At 70.7% G+C, this 11,859-nt stretch carries 10 protein-coding genes; 9 read left to right on the top strand and 1 reads right to left on the bottom strand.

What is annotated here, in order from left to right:
• Positions 1–91 precede the first annotated feature (91 nt).
• From ABG085_RS03160 to ABG085_RS03140, 5 genes are all read left to right on the top strand, one after another.
• Positions 92–910 (top strand): ABC transporter permease, encoded by an 819-nt coding sequence (locus tag ABG085_RS03160; protein ID WP_347977994.1) that lies wholly within the window; start codon positions 92–94, stop codon positions 908–910.
• A 209-nt stretch (positions 911–1,119) separates the two neighbouring features.
• On the top strand, positions 1,120–2,775 hold the full coding sequence (locus ABG085_RS03155; protein WP_347977993.1) for an amidohydrolase: 1,656 nt from the start codon (positions 1,120–1,122) through the stop codon (positions 2,773–2,775).
• Between the two features lie 557 nt (positions 2,776–3,332).
• Entirely contained in the window at positions 3,333–3,890 is a 558-nt protein-coding gene (locus ABG085_RS03150; RefSeq protein ID WP_347977992.1) for a cysteine hydrolase family protein, read from the top strand.
• Positions 3,891–4,018: 128 nt separating this feature from the next.
• Positions 4,019–5,449, top strand: a complete 1,431-nt coding sequence (locus ABG085_RS03145) for an FAD-dependent oxidoreductase (RefSeq protein WP_347977991.1) — start codon at positions 4,019–4,021, stop codon at positions 5,447–5,449.
• Positions 5,446–5,775, top strand: coding sequence for a cupin domain-containing protein (locus tag ABG085_RS03140; RefSeq protein ID WP_347977990.1), 330 nt, complete (start codon positions 5,446–5,448; stop codon positions 5,773–5,775). The genes ABG085_RS03145 and ABG085_RS03140 overlap by 4 nt, the downstream gene beginning before the upstream one ends.
• Before the next feature lie 33 nt (positions 5,776–5,808).
• On the opposite strand, the gene ABG085_RS03135 is transcribed toward ABG085_RS03140, so the two are convergent.
• Positions 5,809–7,392: a PucR family transcriptional regulator gene (locus tag ABG085_RS03135; protein WP_347977989.1), complete on the bottom strand. Its 1,584-nt coding sequence runs from the start codon at positions 7,390–7,392 to the stop codon at positions 5,809–5,811.
• A gap of 167 nt (positions 7,393–7,559) precedes the next feature.
• Between ABG085_RS03135 and ABG085_RS03130 the strand changes: the two genes are divergently transcribed.
• The 4 genes from ABG085_RS03130 to ABG085_RS03115 all read left to right on the top strand — a co-directional run bounded on the left by ABG085_RS03130 (position 7,560) and on the right by ABG085_RS03115 (position 11,858).
• Positions 7,560–9,128 carry a CoA-acylating methylmalonate-semialdehyde dehydrogenase gene (locus ABG085_RS03130; RefSeq protein WP_347977988.1) on the top strand — a complete coding sequence of 523 codons (1,569 nt, stop codon included), beginning with the start codon at positions 7,560–7,562 and terminating at the stop codon, positions 9,126–9,128.
• 159 nt (positions 9,129–9,287) lie between these two features.
• Positions 9,288–10,697: an aspartate aminotransferase family protein gene (locus ABG085_RS03125; RefSeq protein ID WP_347977987.1), complete on the top strand. Its 1,410-nt coding sequence runs from the start codon at positions 9,288–9,290 to the stop codon at positions 10,695–10,697.
• A 144-nt stretch (positions 10,698–10,841) separates the two neighbouring features.
• Positions 10,842–11,249 (top strand): transferase, encoded by a 408-nt coding sequence (locus ABG085_RS03120; RefSeq protein ID WP_163617671.1) that lies wholly within the window; start codon positions 10,842–10,844, stop codon positions 11,247–11,249.
• 42 nt (positions 11,250–11,291) lie between these two features.
• Positions 11,292–11,858, top strand: coding sequence for a thermonuclease family protein (locus ABG085_RS03115; protein ID WP_347977986.1), 567 nt, complete (start codon positions 11,292–11,294; stop codon positions 11,856–11,858).
• The last annotated feature ends 1 nt before the right edge of the window (position 11,859 follow it).

Here is an 11,859-nt window from a genome sequence, read left to right as displayed (position 1 = left end):
GACCGACACCGAGACGATTCTGCAGTCCCGGGCCCGCGAGGCCGTTCGGCCCTCCGCTCCGCGCCGACGGGCACGGAAGTCATGGTCGGACGTGGCCTTCGCGGTGTGGGGCGTCGCCGTGATGCTCTTCCTCTTCCTGCCGATCATCGTGATCGTGATCTACTCCTTCAACACCGGACGACTGCTGGTGTCGTGGGAGGGCTTCGGGTTCGACGCCTTCGGCACGATCCTCGCGAAGCCCGCCATCCAGAGCGCGGTGCGGGTGTCGCTCATCACGGCGCTCATCGCCGCCGTCATCGCGACGGTGCTGGGCACCCTCGCCGGCATCGCGATGGCCCGCCACCCCGGCAAGTGGGTGTGGTGGTTCCTGGGACTGCTGCTGCTGGTGTCGGTGACGCCCGAGATCGTGGACGCCGTGGCGCTGCTCCCCTGGATGGTGTTCCTCGGCCAGGATCTGGGCATCTCGCTCTTCAACGACGGCATCGTGCGCCTGTCGGTGGGCTCTTCGCTGTTCGCCACCGCCGTGGTGTCGTACATCGTGCGCGCCCGTCTGGTGGGTCAGGACATGAACCTCGAAGAGGCGTCCGCCGATCTGTACGCGAAGCCGTTCACCACGTTCCGCCGCATCACGCTCGCGCTGGCCATGCCGGCGGTGCTCGCCGGCTTCCTGCTGGCGTTCACGCTGAGTCTCGACAACACGATCGTCGCGGCGTTCGTGCAGGTGTCGGGCACCACGCCGTGGCCGGTGTACGTGCTGAGCGCGCTGCGCTCGGGCCTGCGCCCCGAGATCGCCGCCGTGTCGACGATCATGCTGCTGCTCACGCTCGTCGCCCTCGCCCTGGTCGCCCTGGTGCTCAAGCGCGCCGGCGACTCGGCGACCCAGATCGCCCGCACGATGACCGGCGGCTGACCCGCTTCATCCCGAAGAGGTCAGTTCCCCGCCCGCCCGGGAGTTCCCGGTCGTTGAGCGAGGGAGCGCCACACCACCCCCGGTCGTTGAGCGAGGGAGCGCCACGCCACCCCCGGTCGTTGAGCGAGGGAGCGCCACACCACCCCCGGGTCGTTGAGCGAGGGAGCGCCAGCGACCGAGACGAAACGCCCCGAACCCCCAGGAGACCCATGCCCTACGCCGACCTCGTCTTCACCGGCGGACCCGTGTTCACCGCCGACACCGTGCGTTCGCGTGCCGGCTCCGTCGCCGTCGCGGACGGGCGCATCGTCGCCGTCTCGCCCGGCGACCTGGGCGACCTCGTCGGCCCGTCGACCGAGGTCGTGGACCTCGCGGGGCGGATGCTGATCCCCGGGTTCCAGGACGCCCACGTGCATCCGGTGTGGGGCGGGCTCGACATGCTCCGCTGCGACCTCTCCGAACTCAGCACGGCCGCCCAGTACCTCGACGCCATCGGCGACTACGTCCGCGCGCACTCCGACGACGAGTGGATCCTCGGTGGCGGGTGGCAGATGTCGGCGTTTCCCGGCGGCACGCCGACGGCATCGGCGCTGGACGCCGTCACCGGCGACCGCCCGGCGTTCTTCCCGAACCGCGACGGCCACGGCGCGTGGGTGAACTCCGCCGCGCTGCGGCGCGCGGGCATCGACCGCGACACCCCTGAACCGGCAGACGGCCGCATCGAGCGGGACGACGACGGCGCCCCGTCGGGCACGCTGCACGAGGGCGCGATGGCCCTCGTCAACCGCCTGCTGCCCGAGGAGCCGCTCGCACGGCTCACCGAGGCGCTGCTGCTCGGCCAGCGCTACCTGCACTCCTTCGGCATCACGGCCTGGCAGGACGCCATCGTCGGCTCGTACGGGGATGCCGGAGACCCCGGCCCCGCCTACCTCGCGGCAGCGGCCGACGGCACCCTGACGGCGCGCGTCGTCGGAGCGATCTGGTGGGACCGCACCAAGGGCCTCGAGCAGATCCCGTCGATCCTCGAGCGGCGCGAGCGGTACCGCGGCGGACGCTTCGCCGCGACATCCGTGAAGGTGATGCAGGACGGCGTCGCCGAGAACTTCACCGCCTCGATGCTCGAGCCGTACTGCGACGGCCACGGCCATTTCACCGACAACACGGGGATATCGTTCGTCGACCCTGCCGTCCTCAACGAGGCTGTGCCCCTCCTCGACGCCGCGGGCTTCCAGGTGCACTTCCACGCGATCGGCGACCGCGCCGTGCGCGAGTGCCTCGACGCGGTCGAGCACGCGATCGCCCGTAACGGCCGCCGCGACAACCGCCACCACATCGCGCACATCCAGGTGGTGCATCCCGAAGACATCCGCCGCTTCCGCGACCTCGGGGTCGCCGCGAACATGCAGTCGCTGTGGGCGACGTACGAGCCGCAGATGGTCGAGCTGACCCTGCCGTTCTTCGGCGAGCAGCGCAGCGCGTGGCAGTACCCGTTCGGCGACCTGCTGCGCTCGGGCGCCGTGCTCGCAGCGGGGAGCGACTGGTCGGTGTCGACGCCCGATCCGATGGCCGCGATCCACACCGCGGTCAACCGCATGGCCGCGCCCGGTCAGGAGGAGGGCGAGTACGACCCCTTCTATCCGGAGCAGTCGATCGACCTGGCGACGTCGCTCACCGCGTACACCGCCGGGTCGGCGTGGGTGAACCACCTCGACGACGTCACTGGCACGATCGAGGTCGGCAAGTACGCCGATCTGGCCGTGCTCGACCGCGATCCCTTCGCCGGCCCGGCCGACCAGATCGGCGCCTCCCGCACCCTGCAGACCTTCGTGCAGGGCGAGCGGGTCTACGCCGCACCGGACGCCTGACACGTTCTGCGCCGCGCCCAGGCGTTTCGTCTCGCTCGTCCCTCGCTCGCTCAACGACCGGGACCAAGCTTCGGTCGTTGAGCGAGGGAGCGCCAGCGACCGAGACGAAACGCCTCGAACCTCTCGACTGCGTCGAGTGCACGCGTTTCGTCTCGCTCGTTCCTCGCTCGCTCAACGACCGGCCAATTCGCCGCACCGGACGCCTGACACGTTCTGCGCCGCGCCCAGGCGTTTCGTCTCGCTCGTCCCTCGCTCGCTCAACGACCGGGACCAAGCTTCGGTCGTTGAGCGAGGGAGCGCCAGCGACCGAGACGAAACGCCTCGAACCTCTCGATTGCGCCGGGTGCACGCGTTTCGTCTCGCTCGTCCCTCGCTCGCTCAACGACCGGGACCAAGCTTCGGTCGTTGAGCGAGGGAGCGCCAGCGACCGAGACGAAACGCCTCGAACCTCTCGATCGCGTCGAGTGCACGCGTTTCGTCTCGCTCGTCCCTCGCTCGCCCAACGACCGGTGAATTCGCCGCACGGGACGCTGACGCGACGCCTCTATGCTGTTGCGGTGGCCCGACTCCTGCTCCTCATCGACATCCAGCGCGACTACTTCCCGGGAGGGCGGCATCCGCTCGTCGACCCGGATGCCGCCGCCGATGCCGCTGCGCGACTTCTCGCCGCCTTCCGGGCGACGGGCGAACGGGTCGTGCACGTGCAGCACGTGTGGGACGGTCCGGATGCCGCGTTCTTCGCCCCCGGCACGCCCGGTATCGAGTTCGACCCGCGTGTCGCCCCGGACGGCGCCGAGCACGTCATCGTGAAGCACGAGCCGAACGCCTTCCTCGGCACCGGACTCGAGGCGCTGCTGCGCGCAGCGGCGCCCGATGAGATCGTCGTGGCCGGGATGATGTCGAGCATGTGCGTCGATGCCACCGTGCGGGCGGCATCCGATCTCGGCTTCCGCCTCGCGGTGGCGCAGGACGCCTGCGCGGCGCCCGACCTCGCCTACGACGGCAGGACCGTGCCCGGCGCCCAGGTGCACCTGGCGTTCATGGCGGCGCTCGACGGCAGCTACGCGCGGGTCGCCGACGTCGACGCCCTCGCCGCGGAACTCGCCGCGGTCTGACGCGGCGCCCGGACCCGGGCGCGACAACCTGTCCGACCGGCCCGTCAAGTTCCGACAGGCGGGGCCCGCGGCGCCGGCCCGAACCGGCGAGGATGGGAGCACCAGACACCGCATCGGAGTTGATACCCGTGGGCACGACCGTGTTCGAACGACAGCGGCCGGCAGCATCCGTCGTCCAGCATTCCCTCGCCGACACCCGCCACGCGGTGTTCTGGCGCGACGATCTGCCTGACGCCCTCCGCCCCGACCGGCCGTCGCTGGTGGGCACACACCGTGCCGACCTCGTCGTCGTCGGCGGCGGCTACACCGGCCTGTGGACCGCACTGCTCGCCACAGAGCGCGACCCAGCGGCGAAGGTCGTGATCGTCGAGGCGCAGCGCGTCGGCTGGGCGGCGTCGGGCCGCAACGGCGGCTTCTGCGAGGCGAGCCTCACGCACGGCCACGAGAACGGCATGGCCCGGTGGCCCGACGAGATGCCGGTCCTCGACCGGCTCGGGCGCGAGAACCTCGACGCGATCGAGGCCTCCGAGGCGCGCTACGGCATGGACTTCCAGTTCGAGCGCACCGGCCAGTTCGCCCCCGCCGTGGAGCCCCATCAGGTCGAGTGGCTCAAAGAGTGGGCCGCCGAGGGCGAAGAGGGGGTCGTCTATCTCGACCAGGCGGAGGCGCAGGCATCCGTCCACTCCCCCACGTATCTCGCCGCCGTCTGGGAGAAGCACGCGTGCGGCATGGTGCACCCGGCCCGCATGGCGGCAGAGCTCGCGCGCGTGTGCGAGGAGCGCGGTGTCGAGATCTTCGAGCGCTCGCACGTGACCGGCCTTGACACCACAGGTCCGGGAGTCGTCGTGGCGACCGCCGACGGCCGGGTCGAGGCATCCCGTGCCGCGCTCGCCACCAACGTCTTCCCGTCGCTCATCAAGCGCAACCGGCTCATGACGGTGCCCGTCTACGACTACGTGCTGATGACCGAGCCGCTCACCGACGCGCAGGTCGCATCGATCGGCTGGCAGGACCGCCAGGGCATCGGCGACATGGCGAACCAGTTCCACTATTACCGGATCACGAAGGACAACCGGATCCTGTTCGGCGGCTACGACGCGATCTACCACTACGGCCGCAAGGTCGATCCCGCCTACGAGGAGCGCCCCGAGACGTGGGCCCGGCTCGCGAGCCACTTCTTCACCACGTTCCCGCAGCTCGAGGGCCTGCGCTTCACCCACCAGTGGGCGGGTGCGATCGACACCTCGACGCAGTTCACGGCCTTCTTCGGCACCGCCCGTGAGCGCCGTGTCGCCTACGCCGCGGGCTTCACCGGGCTCGGCGTCGGGTCGACGCGCTTCGCCGGCGACGTCATGCTCGACCTGCTCGACGGGGTCTCGAACGAGCGCACCGAGCTCGAGATGGTGCAGAAGCGCCCGCTGCCCTTCCCGCCCGAACCCGCGGCGTCGATCGGCATCAACGCCACGCGCTGGTCGCTGGACCGCGCCGACCACAACGAGGGCAAGCGCAACCTGCTGCTCAAGACCCTGGACGCGGTCGGGCTGGGGTTCGACTCGTGAAACCGGGAATCGTGACGGATGCCGCATCCCTCACGCTCGCACTCGAGCCCTTGTCCGGCGAGCAGGTGGTCGAGGGCTCGCCCCGCACCGGCTTCGCCGAGCTGACCGACACGATCGGCGTCTGGGAGCACACGCCCGGCGTCTCGACCGACGTCGAGGCGGACGAGGTGTTCGTGGTGCTGTCGGGCTCGGCGACGGTGTCGTTCGACGACCCTGCGCTCGAGCCGATCGAGCTGCGAGCCGGCGCGGTCGCGCGCCTCACCGCGGGCATGCGCACGGTGTGGACGGTTCGCGAGACGCTCCGCAAGGTCTACATCCTCGGCTGACCCTTTCCGTTCAGCCGGACGCCGCGCCCCGGATCAGCGCCCCGCCGACCTGCGCACGAGCAGCGCGAGGTGCAGCGCGGTCTGGGTCTCGCCGTCGTCGAGATCGGCGCCCAGCAGCTCCTCGATGAGTGCGATGCGCTGGTAGAACACCGAGCGGGAGAGATGGGATGCCCCGGCCGCCGCCGTGCGGTTGCCCGGGTGCGCGAGCATCGCCTCGAGGACGTCGAGCAGATCGCCCGAGCGTGCCAGGTCGTGCGCGATGAGGGGTGAGAGCATGCGCTCGCCGTGCTCAAGCACGCGGTGGTCATCGCGGAGCGCCGCCACCAGCTGCACCAGCGGACGGTTCTCGGCACGTCGAAGGTGCGGTCCGCGGCCGGTGCGGCGGCGCCGGCCGCCGGCGAGGTCGACGGCTTCGTGCACCGAGGCGAGGGCCGCGTCGATGCCCTCGGCCCCGCGGCCGACCGAGACAGTGACCCGCTCCACGTCGGCGGCGTCCACGAGGGCGCGCACGAAGGCCACCACCGCCGCGTCGTCGAACACGGTCTCGGGCGGCAGCGACACCAGGATCGTCGCCGCGGGCGCCGCGACGCCGGAAGGCGCCGATCCCGCGAGCGCACGCCCGCGCAGGGCGCGGGCCGCGGCATCCGCTCGCTCCACCGCAACGGGCGCGCCCGACACGACCAGGCCGTACAGCTTCGCCCCGCGGAGGGGCAGACCCGCCGCCTCGAGTCTTGCGGCCGCCCCGCCGACGCCCGCGAAGCGCCCCGCGAGCAGTCCGTCGACGAGGCGGCGGCGGCCGATGCGCATCCATTCGTCGGCGTCGCCGTCGGCCAGGCGCCCGACGGCGAGGGCGATCGCGCCCTGTTCGAGCACCGCCATGCGCCCGGCCGCGTGCTCAGGGCCGGGCAGGGCGATGAGGTTGCCCCAGCGGATGCCCCGTGCCTCGACGGGAACGATGAGCCAGTCGTCGGCACTCGCCGCGGCGCCCCGCTGCCGGCGCTGCTCGGAGCGCCGGTGCGCGGAACGCGAGCGCAGCTCCCACTCGGTGAACAGCTCCTCCTCCATCGCGAGCGGCACCTCGGCCGCCACGACTTCGTAGCCGAGGTTCTCGAGCACGATCGGCGCACCCAGCGTCTGCGCGACCTGGTGCACGATGAAGTCCGCGGGCGACCCGCGCAGCACGAGCGCGGTGAAGCGCTCGCGCACCTCGTCGCGGGCGCGCAGCGCGTCGGTCTGCCCGGTGATGATGCGGCTGTGCACCGCCTCGGTGACGGTGACGAACTTCACCTCGCGGTGCAGCACGATGAGCGCGAGACCGCGAGCCGCGGCCGCCTCGACGACGACCGCGGGAACGTAGCGGTAGTGCGTGCCGAGCTCGAGCACGAGGCCCGAAAGACCGGCATCCGCGAGCTCGTCGACGAACCGACGCAGGTCGGCAGGCTCGACGGGCCACGACGAGCCGGTCGACAGCAGCAGCTCCCCGCCGTCGAGCAGGCGGGCGACGCCGGCGCTGTCCGAGACGTGCAGCCAGCGCACCCGCGCGTCGAGCGCGTCGCCGCCGGCGAGCACCTCCGGGACACCGTGCGCGACGGCGTCGAGAGCGATCACCTCGCGCACGGTCGGCAAGGTCTCATCTGCGGCTCGATCAGCCGGACGATCCGTTTGGTTCGTGCGATCTTCGCGACGGTCGGGCACCGTGAACGCCTCTTCTTCTCTGACAGGCTGGGACGGGTCAAGCCTAAGGGATCGCCACACGATCTGTCCGACGCCGAAAGGGACCACTCATGAGCATTGCCGAGAGCGCCGTCGCCCCCGCGACCACGGACGCCGATGTGCGGATGATCTCGCACTGGATCGACGGTGCCGAGCGGGCCTCGTCGTCCGGCCGCACCGCCCCGGTGTACAACCCGGCGACCGGCAGCGTGTCGGCCCGGGTCGCTCTCGCCGACCAGGCCGAGATCGACGCGGCGATCGCGTCGGCCGTCCGCGGATACCAGGTGTGGTCGCAGTTCTCGATCGCGCGTCGGCAGTCGGTGCTGTTCGCGTTCCGTGAGCTGCTGAACGCCCGCAAGCGCGAGCTGGCCGAGATCATCACGGCCGAGCACGGCAAGGTCGTCTCGGACGCCATGGGCGAGATCCTGCGCGGCCAGGAGGTCGTGGAGCTGGCGACCGGCTTCCCGCACTTCATCAAGGGCGCGTTCAGCGAGAACGCCTCGAGCGGCATCGACGTGTACTCGCTGAAGCAGCCGCTCGGGGTCGTCGGCATCATCAGCCCGTTCAACTTCCCGGCGATGGTGCCGATGTGGTTCTTCCCGATCGCGATCGCCGCCGGCAACGCCGTCGTGCTCAAGCCCTCCGAGAAGGACCCCTCGGCGGCGCTGTGGCTGGCGGCGCTCTGGCGGGAGGCGGGCCTGCCGGATGGGGTGTTCACGGTGCTGCAGGGCGACAAGCTCGCGGTCGACGGACTGCTGGAGAGCCCGGACGTGCAGTCTATCTCGTTCGTCGGCTCGACGCCGATCGCCCAGTACATCTACGAGACGGCCTCGAAGCACGGCAAGCGGGTGCAGGCGCTGGGCGGCGCGAAGAACCACATGCTGGTGCTGCCGGATGCCGATCTCGACCTGGTCGCCGACCAGGCCGTCAACGCCGGCTACGGCGCGGCGGGGGAACGCTGCATGGCGATCTCAGTGGTGCTGGCCGTCGAGCCGGTCGCCGACGACCTCATCGCGAAGATCCAGGAGCGGATCGCGAAACTGCGCATCGGCAACGGTGCCGGCGTCGACGGCGTCGAGCCCGACATGGGCCCGCTGATCACCGACGTGCACCGCGACAAGGTCGCGAGCTACGTCGACATCGCCGAGGCCGACGGCGCGAAGATCGTCGTCGACGGCCGGGGCTTCACCGTCGAGGGGCACGAGGACGGGTTCTTCTTCGGCCCCACGCTCATCGACGACATCCCCACCACCAGCCGCGCCTACCAGGAGGAGATCTTCGGACCGGTCCTCTCCGTCGTCCGGGTGGCCTCGTACGACGAGGGTCTCGAGCTGATCAACTCGGGTCAGTTCGGCAACGGCACCGCGATCTTCACCAACGACGGCGGAGCGGCCCGCCGCTTCCAGAACGAGGTGCAGGTCGGCATGATCGGCATCAATGTGCCCATCCCGGTTCCCGTCGCCTACCACTCCTTCGGCGGCTGGAAGCAGTCGCTGTTCGGCGACGCCAAGGCATACGGCGTGCACGGCTTCGACTTCTTCACCCGCGAGAAGGCCATCACCAGCCGCTGGCTCGACCCCGCCACGCGCACCCAGTCCAGCCACACCGGCATCAACCTCGGCTTCCCCCAGAACAACTGACGCGTTTCGTCTCGCTTCGCTCGCTCAACGACCGAGATTCCGGTCGTTGAGCGAGCGAGGAACGAGCGAGACGAAACGCGCCGAACCCACGAGCAAGCGCCGTCTCGTCTCGCTTCGCTCGCTCAACGACCGGACACGACGACACCCCAAGGACTCCCCATGACCGACACGCTCGCCACCGCCGCCGCGTACACCGACCTGTCCGGTGACCGCCGTCCGCTCCCCGACTCCGACGCCGAGGCGCGCGTGCGCGCGGACGACCGCGGTCACGTGTTCCACTCCTGGAGCGCGCAGGCGCTCATCGACCCGCTCCCCGTAGCGGCCGGCCACGGTGCGACGTTCTGGGACTACAGCGGCAACGCCTATCTCGATTTCAGCTCGCAGCTGGTGAACCTCAACCTCGGGCACCAGCATCCGGATCTCGTCGAGGCCATCCAGCGGCAGGCCGGCCGCCTCGCGACCATCCAGCCGTCCATGGCGAACGATGTGCGCGGCGAGCTCGCACGGCGCATCGCCGCGGTCGCGGGCGACGGCTTCGAGAAGGTGTTCTTCACGAACGGCGGCGCCGACGCGAACGAGAACGCCGTACGCATGGCGCGTCTCGTGACCGGTCGCCGCAAGGTGCTGTCGATGTACCGCAGCTACCACGGCAACACGACCACCGCGATCTCGCTGACCGGCGACCCGCGGCGCTGGCCGAACGAGCCGGGCGACGGCTCGACGGCGAAGTTCTTCGGGCCCTACCCTTACCGCTCGGCATTCCACGCGTCGAGCCCTGAGGAAGAGACGCAGCGCGCGCTCGAGCACCTCGAGCAGACCATCGTGCTCGAGGGCGCCTCGACGATCGCCGCCGTCGTCATCGAGACGATCGTCGGCACGAACGGCGTGCTGGTGCCGCCGCCCGGTTATCTCGCGGGCGTCCGCGAGCTGTGCACCCGGTTCGGCATCGTCTACATCGCCGACGAGGTGATGGTCGGCTTCGGCCGGGTGGGCGAGTGGTTCGCGTTCCAGGCCTTCGACGTGCAGCCCGACCTCATCACCTTCGCGAAGGGCGTGAACTCGGGCTACGTGCCGCTCGGCGGCGTTGTCATCTCGGATCGCATCGCGGCGCACTTCGACACCGTCTCGTTCCCCGGCGGACTCACGTACTCGGGGCACCCGCTGGCCTGCGCGGCGGGCGTGGCGACCTTCGAGGTCTTCGAGCGCGACGGCATCCTCGAGCGCGTCCGCGACCTCGGTGCGCGCGTGGTGGAGCCCCGCTTGAACGACATGGCGACGCGGCATGCGTCCGTCGGCGACGTGCGCGGCATGGGTCTCTTCTGGGCGATCGAGCTGGTCAGGGACCGCGAGACCCGCGAGCAGCTCGTCCCGTTCAACGCGAGCGGGGCGGATGCCGCACCCGTCGTCGCCGTCGCGGCGGCGTGCAAGCGCGAGGGCGTGTGGCCGTTCACCCACTTCAACCGCGTGCACGTCGCCCCGCCGCTCGTGATCACCGAGGACGAGCTGGTGCGCGGTCTCGATGTGATCGACCGCGCGCTGTCTGCCGCCGACGAGTTCGTGGGGCACTGAGCGGATGGCTGCCGGCTACGCATTCTCGGGAATGCGGAGCCGTTCTCTCGGGGTGACCGAATCGTTCTGATGCGCGGGAATATATGCCCTGCGCCCTCCGTTATTCCTGTACTCAGCACTCTGTGCTGGCTCCAGGAGGGGACCGTGGGCAAGAACTACATCGACATCGAGAACGACCAGGGCGAGACGCTGCGCTACCGCAAGCATGTCAACGGCCGTGGTCTGATCGCGCATGGAGCGAAGGTGCACCCGAGCGCCGTCGTCGAAGCGGGGTCGTATGTCGAACCGGGCGTGCAGATCGCGGCGGGCGCGCATGTCGGCCGCGGTGTGTGGGTCGAGTCGGATGCCGTGATCGGCCCCGACGCCGTGATCGAGCCGCACGCCCACATCGGTCCGCGCGCGGCGATCGGTCCTAAGGCGAAGATCGGCGTCCGCACCCACGTGGGACACGACGCCCGCGTCGCCGGAGGCTCGCTCATCGGCGACGACCAGACGATCGCCGACGGCGAGCGCGTCGCCACCGACCAGCGGGGACTCCGACTGGCGGCCTGACGCCCGGCGCGCAGCGTCGCGGGCACCGCATAGGCTCGCGACGTGCTCAGACGCGTCCTCCTCGGAATCCTCGTGCTCGCCATCGCGGGCGCGGCCATCTGGTGGTTGGCGGGGCGCGACGGATCGGGTGAGTCGCCCGGCTCGACCCCCGGCACAGCGCCGACCATGCCGGCGATCCCCGCTGACGCGTTCGAGATGACGGTCGAGAGCGTGCACGACGGCGATACCCTGCGCGCCCGTGTCGCAGCGCCGAACGCCGTCGTCGCCGATCTGGTGTCGACGCGGGTGCGCCTGCTCGGCATCGACACCCCCGAGATCTCGTCTCCGCCCGACTGCTGGGGCGCGGAGGCGACAGCGAAGCTCAGCGCACTCGTGCCCGCCGGATCGACGATCTGGGTGATGCCGGACGCCGAGGTGCACGACCAGTACGGCCGGACGCTGCTCTATGTCTGGACGCCCGACGGCCGCTTCGTCAACGGCGAGCTGGTCGCGCAGGGCGACGCCCGCGTCGAGGTCTACTCACCCAATCGCACTCACGAGGACCTGCTCCGGTCGCTCGAGACGACGGCCGCCGCGTCGGGGTCAGGCCAGTGGGGCGCGTGCGGCTGAG

It is taken from the genome of Microbacterium sp. ProA8 (genome assembly GCF_039905635.1).
Taxonomy (GTDB): domain Bacteria; phylum Actinomycetota; class Actinomycetes; order Actinomycetales; family Microbacteriaceae; genus Microbacterium; species Microbacterium chionoecetis.
The sequence above is the reverse complement of the archived record's forward strand: the minus strand, read 5'-3'. Positions and strand labels throughout refer to the sequence as shown.

What these genes read in the sequence shown, in the direction of transcription:
- ABG085_RS03155 (WP_347977993.1), top strand. Translation starts at nt 1,120, where the DNA reads ATGCCCTACGCCGACCTCGTCTTCACCGGCGGACCCGTGTTCACCGCC.
- ABG085_RS03130 (WP_347977988.1), top strand. Translation starts at nt 7,560, where the DNA reads ATGAGCATTGCCGAGAGCGCCGTCGCCCCCGCGACCACGGACGCCGAT.
- ABG085_RS03125 (WP_347977987.1), top strand. Translation starts at nt 9,288, where the DNA reads ATGACCGACACGCTCGCCACCGCCGCCGCGTACACCGACCTGTCCGGT.